At 45.2% G+C, this 14,639-nt stretch carries 14 protein-coding genes; 12 read left to right on the forward strand and 2 right to left on the reverse strand.

Annotation, left to right across the window (positions count from 1 at the left end; genetic code table 11):
* Positions 1 to 116: 116 nt before the first annotated feature.
* Entirely contained in the window at positions 117 to 1,592 is a 1,476-nt protein-coding gene (pdxR, locus tag KSP24_RS02320; RefSeq protein WP_216974364.1) for a MocR-like pyridoxine biosynthesis transcription factor PdxR, read from the forward strand.
* Between the two features lie 88 nt (positions 1,593 to 1,680).
* Positions 1,681 to 1,911 (forward strand): hypothetical protein, encoded by a 231-nt coding sequence (locus KSP24_RS02325; RefSeq protein WP_013372124.1) that lies wholly within the window; start codon positions 1,681 to 1,683, stop codon positions 1,909 to 1,911.
* 56 nt (positions 1,912 to 1,967) lie between these two features.
* Here KSP24_RS02325 and KSP24_RS02330 read toward each other — a convergent pair whose 3' ends face one another.
* Positions 1,968 to 3,848, reverse strand: coding sequence for a S8 family peptidase (locus KSP24_RS02330; RefSeq protein WP_216974365.1), 1,881 nt, complete (start codon positions 3,846 to 3,848; stop codon positions 1,968 to 1,970).
* 186 nt (positions 3,849 to 4,034) lie between these two features.
* Between KSP24_RS02330 and KSP24_RS02335 the strand changes: the two genes are divergently transcribed.
* The 6 genes from KSP24_RS02335 (at position 4,035) to thiI (ending at position 8,787) form a co-directional block, all read left to right on the forward strand.
* On the forward strand, positions 4,035 to 4,541 hold the full coding sequence (locus tag KSP24_RS02335) for a YpuI family protein (protein WP_025677687.1): 507 nt from the start codon (positions 4,035 to 4,037) through the stop codon (positions 4,539 to 4,541).
* A 187-nt stretch (positions 4,542 to 4,728) separates the two neighbouring features.
* Positions 4,729 to 4,956 carry a DUF1540 domain-containing protein gene (locus KSP24_RS02340; RefSeq protein WP_013372120.1) on the forward strand — a complete coding sequence of 76 codons (228 nt, stop codon included), beginning with the start codon at positions 4,729 to 4,731 and terminating at the stop codon, positions 4,954 to 4,956.
* Between the two features lie 41 nt (positions 4,957 to 4,997).
* The gene (locus KSP24_RS02345) at positions 4,998 to 5,393 is read left to right on the forward strand and encodes a hypothetical protein (protein WP_013372119.1); all 396 of its coding nucleotides are present in this window, start codon (positions 4,998 to 5,000) and stop codon (positions 5,391 to 5,393) included.
* A gap of 163 nt (positions 5,394 to 5,556) precedes the next feature.
* Complete coding sequence (locus tag KSP24_RS02350) at positions 5,557 to 6,255, forward strand: lytic transglycosylase domain-containing protein (RefSeq protein WP_129549624.1); 699 nt, start codon at positions 5,557 to 5,559, stop codon at positions 6,253 to 6,255.
* 155 nt (positions 6,256 to 6,410) lie between these two features.
* Positions 6,411 to 7,559 (forward strand): cysteine desulfurase family protein, encoded by a 1,149-nt coding sequence (locus KSP24_RS02355; RefSeq protein WP_013372117.1) that lies wholly within the window; start codon positions 6,411 to 6,413, stop codon positions 7,557 to 7,559.
* 1 nt (position 7,560) lies between these two features.
* The gene (gene thiI, locus KSP24_RS02360) at positions 7,561 to 8,787 is read left to right on the forward strand and encodes a tRNA uracil 4-sulfurtransferase ThiI (RefSeq protein WP_216974366.1); all 1,227 of its coding nucleotides are present in this window, start codon (positions 7,561 to 7,563) and stop codon (positions 8,785 to 8,787) included.
* A 71-nt stretch (positions 8,788 to 8,858) separates the two neighbouring features.
* On the opposite strand, the gene KSP24_RS02365 is transcribed toward thiI, so the two are convergent.
* Positions 8,859 to 9,554 (reverse strand): TerC family protein, encoded by a 696-nt coding sequence (locus KSP24_RS02365; RefSeq protein ID WP_216974367.1) that lies wholly within the window; start codon positions 9,552 to 9,554, stop codon positions 8,859 to 8,861.
* 216 nt (positions 9,555 to 9,770) lie between these two features.
* Between KSP24_RS02365 and KSP24_RS02370 the strand changes: the two genes are divergently transcribed.
* The 4 genes from KSP24_RS02370 to KSP24_RS02385 all read left to right on the forward strand — a co-directional run bounded on the left by KSP24_RS02370 (position 9,771) and on the right by KSP24_RS02385 (position 14,406).
* Positions 9,771 to 10,430 (forward strand): TerC family protein, encoded by a 660-nt coding sequence (locus KSP24_RS02370; protein WP_016324552.1) that lies wholly within the window; start codon positions 9,771 to 9,773, stop codon positions 10,428 to 10,430.
* 162 nt (positions 10,431 to 10,592) lie between these two features.
* A complete protein-coding gene (locus KSP24_RS02375; RefSeq protein ID WP_013372112.1) occupies positions 10,593 to 11,084 on the forward strand; it encodes a hypothetical protein in 492 nt (163 codons plus the stop codon).
* Between the two features lie 293 nt (positions 11,085 to 11,377).
* The gene (typA, locus tag KSP24_RS02380; protein WP_013372111.1) at positions 11,378 to 13,219 is read left to right on the forward strand and encodes a translational GTPase TypA; all 1,842 of its coding nucleotides are present in this window, start codon (positions 11,378 to 11,380) and stop codon (positions 13,217 to 13,219) included.
* A 125-nt stretch (positions 13,220 to 13,344) separates the two neighbouring features.
* Positions 13,345 to 14,406: an LCP family protein gene (locus KSP24_RS02385; protein WP_013372110.1), complete on the forward strand. Its 1,062-nt coding sequence runs from the start codon at positions 13,345 to 13,347 to the stop codon at positions 14,404 to 14,406.
* Positions 14,407 to 14,639 lie beyond the last annotated feature (233 nt).

Genomic DNA, 14,639 nt, shown 5'->3' on the forward strand with positions numbered 1-14,639 from the left:
TCCAATCATCTCCTGTGTTCTATACTGTGCTAAGAAATTTGTTGTATTATATCGATAATGAAGTATAACAGTAAACGTCTAAATGTAACAGTTGATTTTTGGAGGGAAGGGTTCCGATGCATATTGATCTCAGCCGCAACAGCAGTGTCAAGTTATATTTACAGATTACCAAAACATTAGCGGATCGCATTCAGTCAGGGCTACTACCTCAGGGTACCAAGCTTCCCTCTATCCGTCATCTGTCCAGTCTGCTTGCGGTGAGTCCTGTAACTGTAAGCAAGGCGTATGCCGAGCTGGAGTCCATGAATCTGGTTACGTGTACACAGGGAAAAGGTTGCTATGTGGCGGAAGCTTCAGTACCGATTTATCATGAGGGGACGCAGGATTTGTCTTGGCAGATGTCGTTGATCGATTATTTGCCGCGTGCACAGTTATGGAGAAACTTTAACCATAGCCGAAAGGCTACCTATTCTTTTCATATAGCGGCAATACAGCCGGAGCTTCTTCCAACGCGCGAAATCATCGCAGATACTCATCGTTTATCCTCTGAGAATTCCGATGTAATGGCTGCATATGGAACTTTTGAAGGTGATTTAGAACTAAGAGAAGTGTTCGCAGACCACTTGAGTGAACGTGGTATACCTACAGTGGCAGAGCAACTGCTTGTGACCAGCGGAGCTCAACAGGGGATTGACCTGGTGGCGCGTACGTTTGTTGGCCCGGGAGATGTGGTCTACATGGAAGCTCCTACCTATACTGGGGCCATTGATGTGTTTACTAGTCGTGGTGCCAAAGTAATTATGATTCCGATGGACGAGGAGGGGATGCGGATTGATATTTTGACACGTCTCTGTGATACCCATCCCCCAAAATTGATCTATACCATACCTACCTTTCATAATCCTACCGGCGTAACTTTGACGATGGCCAGACGCACGCAATTACTGGATCTGGCTCAAAGTTATCACTGTCTCATTGTTGAGGATGATCCATTTTCCGATCTGTATTACAAAACTAAACCCCCTCTCTCTATCAAGGCGCATGATCAGTCCGGGCATGTTGTCTATATCAAAAGTTTCAGCAAAACCGTTGCTCCTGGTTGCCGCATAGCTTGTGTAGCGGCAACTGGGAGTGTAATGGATCGTTTGGTGGCTGCCAAGTCAACTACGGATTTGGGAAGTCCTCTATTAACGCAAAAAACATTGCTACCTTTTCTCAGGAATCGACTTGACCAGCATTTTGTTTCATTGCGAGAACAAATTCGGGATCGTCTAACTGTCGCATTGAATACACTCCAGCGCTATGCTCCGCCAGAAGTTACCTGGTATGCTCCTGAAGGTGGTCTCAATGTATGGATTAAACTTCCCTCTATGGTGGATATTCCAGAATTGGAGCGGGTAGCTGACCGTGAAGGCATTTCCTTTTTGCCTGGTGCGGTGTGCTATGCAGGTGGTATGGATAGTAATCATATCCGTATTTCTTTTTCGTATACGGACAAGGAAACACTTAAATCAGGTCTGCGCAAGCTATGTAATTTGTTGGGCGATATTCTTGATCATTCGGTCATTGTGGAACGAAAGCCTATTTTATAAGGGATAATTGTATTAGGGGTTAAACATCCAAGCACAGCATATGCCTCCTTAATATGCTGTACTAATTCACCGAAAGGAGTTGCACATTATGAGTCATTGTCATTACGACCCGGTCGTGTGCCCGCCGATCCAATTTGTAAATCATCAATTTTACCCACAGGTGGTACCTGTTGTTCATCCGATTGAGATCATCAATCAGGCGCATGTTATACCTGTGCCCCACCACGTATTTCCGGTGGTTGTCAAGGATCCTGGTGACCCATGCTGTCATACACGCAGTCATGGAAAGCGACCTGTCCGTACCAGTTCCAAGCGTTAAGAAAGCCTAAAAAGCAGCCATGGAGCAACATGGCTGCTTTTTCCAAAAGGGGTATCCTAGGCTTCCAGTTTCTTTAATATGGATTTCAACTTGTCACTGAAATGCTGTGGATAGAATTGCAGGGGAACATAGGGACGCTGTGCTGCTTTCAATGCTTTATACACGTCGATTTGACCATACCCAAAATATTTGTCATGCCCTGGTGTGCCCAAATCAATTACGCTGTCTCTCATTAAATCCATTACCTCTTTATTGGTTAGATCAGGGTTAACGGATCGAATCAGGGCAGCTAACGCTGATACATGTGGACTGGCCATTGAAGTACCCGATAGTGCAGCATATTGATTCCCAGGATACGTACTGGCAATACTTGCACCTGGAGCCATGACGTCCACATAATCGCCGTAGTTAGAAAAGGATGCGCGGTGCATAGAAGAGTCTGTAGCGGAAACGGCAAATACTTCAGGGTACGCTGCTGGATAACCAGGTCGCTCTGTATTATCATTGCCTGTGGCTGCAACTAATACAACATCTTTGTCATAGGCATATTTGATCGCATCATGTAAAAATGAAGCTTGTGCATAGTTGCCCAGACTCAAATTGATGACCTTGGCCCCGTGATCAGCTGCCCATATAATACCTTCTGCAACCGAGTAAGTTGTACCGGAGCCAGATTGGTCAAGTACCTTGATCGGCATGACCTTGTTGTACCACGTCATACCGGCGACTCCCTCACCATTATTAACGAGCGCAGAAATGATGCCGGCGACATGCGTTCCGTGACCGACGTCATCATAAGGCTTTTCAGACGGGTTTACCACGTTATGCCCAGAAAGAATTTGGCCTTTTAGATCAGGGTGATCCAAATCCACTCCTGTATCTACAACCGCGACAATTACATCCTTGCTGCCTTTGCTTAGTTTCCAGCCTCTGTTGGTTTCGGTAGCAGGCAGGTTCCATTGATAGCGAGAAAAGAGCAGATCATTAGGAATAGAGCTGTCGGCATTGATAGGTGCTTTCTCATTGGTCAGATACATATAGTGAGGCTCAGCATAAAGCGGGTTCCACTTTTGTGAAAAGTATTGCTTTAGCTCTTTAAAGTTCATCTTATCCGAATGAAATACATAAGTATAACCAAGCTTACGGCCTGGTTCACAGTGCAAATCTTCTGCAATTTCCTTCAATTGTCGTGAATCAGGATTGTGACGGAAGCGAACGACAATTTCGTTTTCAAAATAATGGCTTGCATTTTCGTTGTCGTGACCCGTTTTGACCGTGATATCGTGCAATGTGTCGGGATGTACGGATTCGATTTTGTAGCTACCTTCTTTTGGATAGGGAATTAAACGCAAATTTTTGCGCTGGTGCTTCTCCACGTCACGCAATACTTGCTGACTGACCAGGGCGGCAACGCCGCATGTTCCATCAGCCGATGGTTCAGCCATGACGAAATATTTACCGCCCTCAACTTGAAAAGCAGCCGATTCATAGGATTTATTTTGCATGACGGAACGACGAGCCGCAGCCAAGCTGCTTTGAATTTGAGGGTGGTTCAGCAGACTTGTCTGTGCTTTGTTGCCTGTGTAGGTGTCAGTCTTTCCGTCCCTAATGTGAATCCACTGGAGCGTATGAAGATGACTGTGTGATTGCTGCAATGTGTGGGTGAACTGTCTTTTCCGATTGGCAGTTTTACCATTCAGCTCCCGCATTACGTATTGAATATCTTGTCTTGCGTCCATCCGTGTGAGGGTTTCCGTAGCGGACAGGTCCAAAGCCAACATTCCTTTTTTAAGCTGCTTCTCCTGCTGTGGTACCATCTTGGTCGTATATTCGGGCTGTGGTGTTTGGCGGTGATCGCGTGAAGGCAGCATCAGTGTGATCAGAAGCACCCCGGCAGCTGCTCCGAGCAGGGGGTTTAACCATTTTGGCCGAGACATGAAACCGTCCTCCTTGAGTATTCATAAATTTATGGTTTAGCGTGAGGAGATTGGCATGTTTTTATACCTTTCAATGCTTATTTGTGGTAGGATAAATACTGAAAATTACAGCTCTTTCGGTTAGAAGGGACTATTTTCGGGTAACCAAATTGATGAACAAGCAACAAATAAGGGGGAGCTGCCTTGATGTCAGCAGTCAACGTACAAAAATTATGTGAGTCGGCGCAGGAAAGACTGAAAACTGCCGTGAAACGTGTGGAAACATTCCTCAATGAGCATGCTCTGCCGCAACTGGCTGTGGATGGTAATGAGGAGTCCGTACTTTTTTACAAAGGTTTTTTGTCGGATCTCCGCCATGTCCTTGTTTTTTCCGAAGTATCCTATGAAAAGCTGGGTGTGGCTTTGCGCCGTGCCAACTTTGACGTCGATTTTGCGGAAAAGGCATTGTATAACGTATACCATGACTGCGTGAACAGCTTTTTTTATCCCAAAAATGAAACTTACGCAGAGGACGGACGCTATGCTTATACGGGACAAGATGCTATCCGCTTCCGTAAAACGCCAGTGCCAGCCGCCCGCGAAGTGATCATGGACATTACGAAAAACTTTGAAGAATTGCGTGATGATCTGACTTATTATGAAAGTGATTATTTGACACAGCGCCGGATGCAGACTCGTCGTACTCATGCCTAAAGCAATCAATCCAAGAAATTCATTTCTAATCAAAAACTAAAACAAGACAAGCAAGCCGTTTTCACTTGTTCCTGCCAGTTTGGAGGAGGCGAGGGGAAGCGGCTTTTTTCGTATGTCACCAACTGCCATATGCCATGAACGCATAGGTGCAGGGGAGCGGGGGGACAATGAATCCGAGGTGATGATCATGAGCCAAGAGGCCAAGCCAATCGTAAAGTGCAGCGTAGCCAATTGCCATTATTGGGGAGAAAACAACTTTTGCAAGGCAGATTTGATCATGATTGAAGTAGACGGTCATGCCGGAAAAAAATTCAAAGAAGAGTATGCGGGGGAAAGCTTTAGTTCAGATGAACGTGATAAGGCTGCAACGTCTGCTGCAACCTGTTGCCACACCTTTAAGCCGAAGTCTCTGTAAATGTATAACGCGATTCATTTCCATTTGGAGGTGCAGTTATTATGGAAGATCATGAAAACGATAAGCATAAGAATGAAGAGCATGTTAGCCGTGAACGTGTAGATTATCCTCGTCATGTTCAGGAACGCTCTGCCAAGCGCCGCCATCATCGTGAGGAATATGCAGCAGAGGTTGCTCCTGGCTCGCCAGTTGTGACCAGACATGAGAACAACGGTAAAGAGCAGGTTATTAACAATAGTGGTCGTATTTCCGGCTATATTGGGCTGGCTGCAGGTATCGCATCATTGTTTATGTGGTCTATTGTGCTGGGACCCATTGCAGCAGTTTTAGGATTTTTTGCTTATGTAAATGGCAGTAAAACAACCGGTATTTGGTCGATTGGTCTTGGTGCACTAGCAACATTGAGTTATTTTGCTTTTATCCCATTTGTGCGCTAACCCTGTTGGTTAAAGGTTCCGGTATCTTAGCTCCGCTGTCTTTTCGACAGAAACGGAGCTTTTTTTCATTAAAAAGTATGGAAGTACATAGTAAAAAGTTGTATCATAGCAATAACGACAAGCTATTTGGGATATAACAACTATAGAAAGTTGGGAACACCACATGCAAATTGATCCGCGCGTGTCCAAATCCATGTTAGACATGCAGCTGTTAAATAATATGAGTGCTACGACCCAGACGGGTACAGCGGATGCTTTTTCTGGATTGCTGGAACAAGTAGGTCAGCTGGAAACAGATAATGCTGTCACTCGAGAAAATTCAGGCGATGTTACCAGAGATGAAAACGGCTTGCTCTGGCTTCAACTGGGACCATCGAGGGGAACGACTTCGTCATTGGCAGTCTATTCTGCTTCTTCCAATATGGCAACGGATGGACCTACAAAAGCTACAGCGTACGATAGTTTGATTAATGAGGCAAGTCAGAAATACGGCGTTCCGGTAGCTTTGATTAAAGCAGTTATTGATACGGAATCTTCGTTTAATCCGTCGGTTACTTCTTCGGCTGGAGCCAAAGGACTTATGCAGTTGATGGACGCTACAGCTCAAGGTCTGGGAGTTAGTGACCCCTATGATCCTGCACAAAATATTGATGCTGGCGTACGCTATTTGTCTTACCAGATTAAACGTTTTAACGGACAGGAAAATATGGCGCTGGCTGCATACAATGCAGGTCCCGGACGGGTACAGCGGCTTGGCGTAAGTAGTGATGAGCAGTTGATGTCTGTACTGGACAAGCTTCCGGTAGAAACGCAAAGATATATTTCCAAAATTCAGAATGCACGTGAAAAATATACCATCTAAGCCCTATAGCTTATAGCATAAAAGTGCGTAATTTCAATTCGATTAGGTCCGCAGACAGGATCAATATGGGGAAAGGGTGTCGCTGTAATGAAGCGGCCTTTCCCTGTTTTGGTCTTTTTTTGTTGTAACAGTTGTGGGGCAGAAAGGGGAGTTTAATGAAATATTTTGATTATGCCGCGACAACTCCGCCTTTTGAAGAGGTGATTACAACCGTTGCCGAGGTAATGAGACGACATTATGGCAATCCGTCTTCCATGCATCGGTATGGAGAGAATGCGGATAAGTTGATCAAGCGCTCGCGCGAAGTATGCGCTGCAGCTTTGGGAGTATCTCCTGCGGAGATTGTCTTCACATCCGGGGCAACGGAAAGCAACAATCTTGCCGTTAAGGGGGCGGCTTTGCAGTATCAGACCAGAGGCAAGCATATCGTGACTGTATCGACAGAGCACCCGTCTGTGTATGAAGCTTGCAAACAGCTGACAAATTTGGGTTTTGAGGTTACTTTTTTACCTGTGGATGAGGGAGGTCATGTTAGTGCCGAACAGGTTTGCGCAGCTGTTCGTAAAGATACGATTTTAGTCAGTATCATGCATGTCAATAATGAGACAGGAAGGGTGCAACCGTTGCGAGATATTGGAGTTGCGCTGAAAAAGCGCTTCCCCCGTGTTCTATTTCATATTGACGGTGTACAGGGATTTGGCAAGTTGCCGGTTGATCTCCGGGGCTGGCAGGCTGATCTGTACAGCCTTTCGGCGCATAAGCTGCGTGGACCCAAAGGTGCTGGATTGCTATTCGTTCGGGAAGGCGTAGAGCTTTTCCCATTGCTTAGTGGTGGCTCTCAGGAGCAAGGGGTTCGTGCGGGTACCGAAAATGTACCACTGCTTGTCGGTATGTCCAAGGCAGTACGGCTAGCGGGCGAACGACAAGCAGAGACTGCACGGCGCATGATCGAGTGGAGAGAACGGGTGGCCGCAGAAGTGAAAACAATCCCACAACTGCGGCTGAACAGTGGGAAAGAAGCGCCGCATATTGTCCACTTTTCGTATCCGGGCATGAAGGCCGAGGTACTGCTGCATACGCTGGAGCAATTGGGTGTGGCAGTGTCCACCAAATCGGCTTGCTCTTCAAAATTAGCCGAGCCGAGCCGGGTGCTGTTGGCGATGGGCCGCAATGAGGCGGAAGCAGCCGGCGGCATACGTATCAGCTTTGGTGATGAACATACGGAACAGGATATCGACGAGCTCATACTTGCGCTTCGACAGGCTGTAGCCAAGCTGGAATCCCTTGAAAGGTGGAAACGTTAAAATGCACTATGATATGCTTTTACTTCGCTTCGGCGAATTTACATTAAAAGGGAAGAATCGCGCTCGTTTTGAGAAGGCTGTACTAAAACACGTAAAGCTGCTGCTTAAGCCTTTTCCAGGTGCTTCGTTGCGCAAGGAATTTGGACGGATTTATGTAGTTCTCGGAGGAGAGCCTTATGAACAGATCATTCAAGTGTTGCAAAAGGTGTTTGGCATCACGACGATTAGTCCTGTCAAAATGGCTCCTGTTGAGCTGGATGCTATCATTGAGACGGCTGTAGCTTTAATGCATGAGCTGAACGTAGACGAGGGAACGACATTCAAGGTAAATGCCCGCAGGGTATGGAAGGAATTCCCCCATTCTTCACAAGAGTTGAATCATTTAATTGGTTCTCCTATTTTGCGGACGTTTCAGGCATTGAAGGTCGACGTGCGTCAACCTGATATTGAGCTGCGTGTGGAGGTAAGAGAGCAGGCGGCATATATTTTTAGTGATGTTATTATGGCTGTAGGGGGCTTTCCGTTAGGAACCAACGGCAAAGCTATGCTGCTGCTGTCCGGTGGAATTGACAGTCCGGTAGCAGGATGGTCATCCATGCGTAGAGGCTTGGAAATCGAATGTGTACATTTTTATAGCTATCCGTTTACAAGTGAGCGTGCGAAAGAAAAGGTTATTGATTTGGCAAAAGTATTAGCAGGCTATGCAGGCCGAATCAAAATCCACCTCGTACCGTTTACAGAGGTGCAGACGGCCTTTACACGCACTGGGCAGGATAATTTAATTATTACGCTAATGAGACGGTCTATGCTGCGAATTGCAACGATGCTGGCAGAGCGTGAAGGAGCATTGGCACTCGTGACGGGCGACAGTCTGGGCCAAGTTGCTAGTCAAACGCTATCCAGCATGAATGTGATTGGTCGTTCGACGGAACTCCCCTTGCTGCGACCTCTCGTCATGATGGATAAGCAGGAGATTACAGAAATCGCTAAGCAAATTGGCACCTACGATTTATCCATTCTCCCATATGAGGATTGTTGTACATTGTTTGTTCCTAAATCTCCCACCACCAATCCGAATTTGTGGGTAGTTCAGAAGATTGAAGCCACTATTCGGGATTTAAATGCTTTGATCGATCAGGCTGTAGCTACAACGGAAACGGTTGTCCTTGAGGCAGGTGGAGCTGTAGAGGGGCGTAAAGAGGAAGTTATACAGGAAGATTGGTTTTAATAAAAAGGCAGACCCGCAACAATATTGGGGTCTGCCTTTTTATTTGGGTGGGGTCTTTTTTGAAACCTCTTTTAGACGGCTTTTTCTCGACGGGATACTGCTCTGCGATTTTGAAGATATCCTGTGAGCAAAATGCCAGCCATAACGGTGGCAATAAACAAGATACGCAGCGCCGGATGCTCCGTAAAGTATGGTGCCAGCTTACGTTCTTCAGTGATCATATTAGAGGCCGTATAACCAAGCACCGCCGATCCTAAATAGATAATCCAGGGGAATTTATTGATCAGCTTGATAAAAAGAGTGCTTCCCCATACAACGATCGGCACACTGATTAACAGGCCCAGCACTACAAGTAGCAAATGCTGCTGGGCCGCGCCAGCAACAGCAATAACGTTGTCCAGACCCATTGCTGCATCGGCGACAATAATGGTGCGGATAGCCCCCCATAGAGTTGTTCCTGCTTTAACTTCGGCATGATCCTCTTGGTCCACGAGCAACTTATACGCGATCCAGACTAGCATCACACCCCCGATGAGTAACAACCACGGTACTTGAAGTAACCAGAGGACTACAATAGTGGCTGCTATGCGGATGAGCAGGGCACCCCCGGTGCCGTATAGTATCGCTTTTTTTTGGTTTGCAGGAGGCAGCTTTCTGGCGGCAAGCCCAATTACAATCGCATTATCTCCTGCGAGCAGAAGGTCAATAAATATCACATTAAGCAGTAGCCAAAAGAACTGAAGTACGGACATGTCAATCGTTCTCATCTCCCTGATTAAACATCCTCAAAACATTGCATGTTGTTTATGTTAATACCCGTTTTTCGGAAATACGATTCATTATATTGCTGTTTGTTATTGAATTCAAGGTTTATACTCAATCAAATTGCCATTAGTTATTACTAAATTATGACTTATTCGAAAAGCTTGCAAGCATAGCCTCGTCCAATTTCGCATACATGTAGGATGGGGGTGTTTGTACATATGGAGCATGTCATTTTGCTATTGAAAATATTAATGATTAATTTGGTGCTAAGCGGTGATAATGCAGTTGTTATAGCCATGGCGAGCAAAAACTTGCCTGCAAGGCAAAGAAGTCAAGCGATATGGTGGGGGGCTGTCGGCGCGGTCCTGCTGCGCTGTGTGTTGACTTTTGTAGCTGTCATTTTGCTAGGCATACCCTTTATTCAGGCGGCGGGCGGTTTACTTCTGTTATGGATTGCGTTTAAGCTGCTGTATGAGAATGATGATCATGTGGGAGTAAGAGCGGAAACAACCATATGGAAGGCAATACAAGTGATACTATTAGCAGACTTTGTGATGAGTCTAGATAACGTATTAGCTATTGCAGCTCTAGCCAATGGGGACATTGCTATTATAGTCATTGGTATTGCAATTAGTATTCCGATTGTCGTCTGGGGCAGCAACGTGATAGCAATCTGGCTTCATCGGTTCCCGATCCTTGTTCTGCTGGGATCTGCCATCCTGGCCTTTACGGCGGGAGAAATGCTACTGCGTGATCCCAAATTGGGCATATGGTTAGCAGACTTGGGTGAGGTTATACATGCATGGTTACCGGTCTTGTTGGCAGCAGCAGTTGTCATTGCAGGAATATATCGGCAGCTACGGCCCCGTCATATTTGAACGTGGTTTTTTTGGAAAACATCGGCTAAACTAGACATAGGGTTTTGCAGATGCCGAGGATTCAGCTCGGTTTTTGTAAAAATTCTATATTCATAAAACTGTACTTAAAAACAACTACATTTAACGACTCAAAAACAAATCCAGCAAACAAAGGAGACCACGATGAATTCCGGAAAAGAGCGTATGATCGGAGTAGGCATTGTTGCCGTAGGACTGATTATTTTGTTGGGGAAATTGGGGATGTTCTCCTTCTTGGGACGCAACCTTTGGCCCTTGCTGATTTTAATACCTGGAATCGTGCTACATGCAATGTATATGATGCGTAAAGTATCACCCTTTATGTTGCTGCCGGCAGGGATTTTGTCGGTATATGGCTTCCTCTTTTTTCTCTGCAATACTTGGGGATGGCATTTAATGGGCTACTTATGGCCTTTGTTTCTTCTAGGTGTGGCGATTGGATTATGGGAGTATGCCATTAATGATATTTCGCTTTCTCGTAATGTATATACAGGGAGCGTACTATTAGGCTTGATATCGGTGCTATTATTGATTATTACCTTGCTAAGTACAGGTATCATGTATATTATTGCCGTTTTACTGATCGGAGCTGGAATCTGGTTGGTCATAAACAACCGTAGCAAACGCAACTGGTAAACCGACAAGCTGTGCAGATTTCATGGCGGTAAATTACGGAACGGGCAATAATGTCTTGCTTTATGACATATTTCTACTATAATATAATGGATATGAAAAGAGCGTCGGAATGATTTCTGACGCTTATTTTAAGGTTTTCACGCGAATCGGAGAGAGAAGCTGTCTGTATAAAGCCTGAAACATATAGAAGGCTGGCAGGGAGTGGGCCTAAAGAACGATTGTTAGCCTTGAATGAGCATTGCTTCAGGATAGAGACACTATTTTGATATACGGAAAGGATATGGATACAAACCATGCATGCAAGAGAGAACATTCGCAATATTGCGATTATTGCCCACGTCGACCACGGAAAAACGACACTTGTCGATAAGTTGCTTCAACAGTCCGGAACATTTAGAGAACACGAGGCTGTTCAGGAGCGCGCCATGGACTCCAACGATCTGGAACGTGAACGCGGTATTACGATTTTGGCTAAAAATACAGCTATCACTTACAAAGATTACCTGATTAACATTGTAGATACACCGGGACACGCCGACTTTGGTGGTGAAGTGGAACGGATTATGAAAATGGTTGACGGCGTTTTGCTGGTCGTTGATGCTTACGAAGGCTGCATGCCGCAAACGAAATTCGTACTGCGTAAAGCGCTGGAACAAAATTTGACGCCTATCGTTGTAGTAAATAAAATTGACCGTCCGGCAGCTCGTCCGGCAGAAGTCATTGACGAAGTACTGGATCTGTTCATCGAGCTGGGTGCAAATGATGAGCAATTAGAATTCCCTGTTGTGTACGCTTCAGCACTGAACGGAACTTCCAGCATGGATGCTGAAAAGCAAGATGACAACATGCAAGCATTGTATGAAACAGTGGTAGAGCATATTCCAGCTCCAACTGAGAAAGTAGATGAGCCTCTTCAATTCCTCGTAACACTGATGGACTATAACGAATACCTGGGCCGAATTGCAGTAGGTCGGGTGAACCGCGGTATCATCAAGCAGGGACAAGCGGTCACAGTTATCCAACGTGATGGCAGCAGTAAATCAGCGCGTATTGAGAAGTTGTTCGGCTTCCAAGGACTGAAACGGATTGAAACCGATCAAGCAGGCGCGGGTGACATTGTGGCGATTGCGGGGATTAAGGACATCAACATTGGTGAAACCATTGCCGATCCAAATCATCCTGAAGCATTGCCTGTACTGAAAATTGATGAGCCTACACTGCAAATGACCTTCTTGGTTAACAACAGTCCATTCGCAGGTCGCGATGGTAAGTGGGTAACATCCCGTAAATTGCGTGAGCGTCTTCTGAAAGAACTCGAAACAGATGTCAGCTTGCGTGTTGATGAAACGGATAGCCCGGATGCCTTTATTGTATCTGGACGTGGTGAATTGCATTTGGGAATCCTGATTGAAAACATGCGTCGTGAAGGTTACGAACTGCAAGTGTCCAAACCGGAAGTTATCGTTAAGGAAATTGACGGTAAAAAAATGGAGCCAATCGAACGTCTTCTCATCGATATTCCGGAAGAAAGCATGGGCGCAGTGATGGAAAGTCTGGGCTCCCGTAAAGCCGAAATGGTCAACATGATTAATAACGGTACTGGACAGGTTCGCTTGGAATTCCTGATCCCTGCACGTGGTTTGATCGGTTACACTACAAACTTCCTGACTTTGACTCGTGGCTACGGTGTAATGAACCATGCATTTGACAGCTATGGACCATTTGTTGGCGGTCAAGTGGGTGGACGTCATCAAGGTGTACTCGTGTCCACGGAAAACGGCACCTCTACATTTTATGGTATGCTGGGCGTAGAAGATCGCGGTATTTTGTTCTTGGAGCCAGGGACTGAAATTTATGAGGGTATGATCGTTGGTGAGCACACACGTGATAACGACATTGTCGTTAACATCTGTAAGGAAAAACAATTGACGAACGTTCGCTCCGCAACAAAAGATGATACGGTTAAATTGAAAACACCTGTTATCTTCTCTCTGGAGCAGGCGCTTGAATACCTGAATGATGATGAGTATTGTGAAATCACTCCTAAATCCATTCGTTTGCGTAAAAAGATCTTGAACAAAGGTGAGCGCGAGCGTGCGGAGAAACAACGTAAAACAGCACAAGCAAATATGTAATTCATAGGATTGGTCTTCGGCCACAGCGGCGACGCCCGGAAACGGGATGCGCCGCTGTATGTGTTTTAGGATTGTAAACTTGGAGAAAGCTATATTTCTCAAAACGCAGGAAAAGGTGTTGAAGCATGAGTAATCTTTCGAATGGATTGCCTCCCCGGACACAAAGCGGGAAAAAATCCGCCAAACCGAAAAAAACGAAAAAGAAAAAAAGCTTTTTCAGATCGTTTATGAAGTTTGTCTTATTTCTACTCATTATAGGTATCTTGGCAGCAGGTGGTTATACCTACTATATTTACAATCAGGTAGAGGAAGTTTTGGATACTGGAATCAACAAGGAAGTGCCCAAAACGCAATTGGCTGAGGCTAAGCCTTTGACTATTTTATTGCTTGGAACCGACTATCGCCCTGACCATCCGACTTATTTGTCAGACGTTATTATGGTAGCTACATTGAACCCTAATACAAAATCGTCTACCATTGTGTCTTTGCCTCGTGATACGCGTCTAGAAATGGATGGGTATAAGCCACGCAAGCTGAATGAGTATTATCCGGTGTTTAAGGCTAGAGAGAAAGAGTCTGGCGAAGTTGCTGAAGAGCAAATGAAGAAGATGATCGGCAAATATCTAAATATTAATATTGATTATGTAACGGTTATTAACTTCCAGGGCTTTAGAGATGTTGTAGATAATCTAGGTGGCGTAGATGTTACGGTTGATAAAAATATGTGTTACCGAGACCGTGCTGATGGCACCGATATTAACCTGACAGCTGGGGCCAAGCATTTGAATGGTGACCAAGCTCTTGATTTTGTTCGCTACCGCAAGTCGAATTGTCGTCCGAGAACAGCTGAATCTGACGACTTTGATCGCAATCGTCGACAAAATCAGGTGCTTCATTCCCTAATTGACCAAATGCAAACCTTTAACGCTTTGACCAAGTTTAGTGCAATTATTAAATCGGTTGATAAAAATATGATGACTGATATTGAGTCACAACAAATGAAAAATATCGTACAAACCTATTGGAATATTTCCAAGCAAAATGTAAAATACAATCCTGTAGCAGGAACATGGCGTAGTCCTTATGTGTACATTGATGAGCAACAGCTCGATTTAGCCAAACAAGCGCTACAAGAGGAATTAGCCAAAAAAGCAAGCGACAGCACTGAAGCATCTTCCAATTCCTGAGTATGTATCTTTTTCCCCGCTTATGTTATACTCGCAGCGAGTAAAGCTCTTATATAGCATAAGGGGGTTGAGGTATGTCTAAATGTAAAGTGAACCCAGTCTAGGTCCAGTGAGCAATCACTGGGCCTTTTGTGTCTAATTTTAAAAATGTACAGGCTCTGAGGCTATCTTCAGCTACACTTTTCGTTGCATTATGCTGCTTTGGGGTTCTTTTTTCAGAGAATCAGCAAGTA

Origin of the sequence: Paenibacillus sp. AK121 (genome assembly GCF_019042715.1) — a bacterium.
Taxonomy (GTDB): Bacteria; Bacillota; Bacilli; order Paenibacillales; family Paenibacillaceae; genus Paenibacillus; species Paenibacillus polymyxa_C.

Excerpts from the sequence above, each read along its gene's own strand:
- pdxR (WP_216974364.1), top strand. The coding sequence starts at position 117 with ATGCATATTGATCTCAGCCGCAACAGCAGTGTCAAGTTATATTTACAG.
- KSP24_RS02325 (WP_013372124.1), top strand. The coding sequence starts at position 1,681 with ATGAGTCATTGTCATTACGACCCGGTCGTGTGCCCGCCGATCCAATTT.
- KSP24_RS02330 (WP_216974365.1), bottom strand. The coding sequence starts at position 3,848 with ATGTCTCGGCCAAAATGGTTAAACCCCCTGCTCGGAGCAGCTGCCGGG.
- KSP24_RS02335 (WP_025677687.1), top strand. The coding sequence starts at position 4,035 with ATGTCAGCAGTCAACGTACAAAAATTATGTGAGTCGGCGCAGGAAAGA.
- KSP24_RS02340 (WP_013372120.1), top strand. The coding sequence starts at position 4,729 with ATGAGCCAAGAGGCCAAGCCAATCGTAAAGTGCAGCGTAGCCAATTGC.
- KSP24_RS02345 (WP_013372119.1), top strand. The coding sequence starts at position 4,998 with ATGGAAGATCATGAAAACGATAAGCATAAGAATGAAGAGCATGTTAGC.
- KSP24_RS02350 (WP_129549624.1), top strand. The coding sequence starts at position 5,557 with ATGCAAATTGATCCGCGCGTGTCCAAATCCATGTTAGACATGCAGCTG.
- KSP24_RS02355 (WP_013372117.1), top strand. The coding sequence starts at position 6,411 with ATGAAATATTTTGATTATGCCGCGACAACTCCGCCTTTTGAAGAGGTG.
- thiI (WP_216974366.1), top strand. The coding sequence starts at position 7,561 with ATGCACTATGATATGCTTTTACTTCGCTTCGGCGAATTTACATTAAAA.
- KSP24_RS02365 (WP_216974367.1), bottom strand. The coding sequence starts at position 9,554 with ATGAGAACGATTGACATGTCCGTACTTCAGTTCTTTTGGCTACTGCTT.
- KSP24_RS02370 (WP_016324552.1), top strand. The coding sequence starts at position 9,771 with ATGGAGCATGTCATTTTGCTATTGAAAATATTAATGATTAATTTGGTG.
- KSP24_RS02375 (WP_013372112.1), top strand. The coding sequence starts at position 10,593 with ATGAATTCCGGAAAAGAGCGTATGATCGGAGTAGGCATTGTTGCCGTA.
- typA (WP_013372111.1), top strand. The coding sequence starts at position 11,378 with ATGCATGCAAGAGAGAACATTCGCAATATTGCGATTATTGCCCACGTC.
- KSP24_RS02385 (WP_013372110.1), top strand. The coding sequence starts at position 13,345 with ATGAGTAATCTTTCGAATGGATTGCCTCCCCGGACACAAAGCGGGAAA.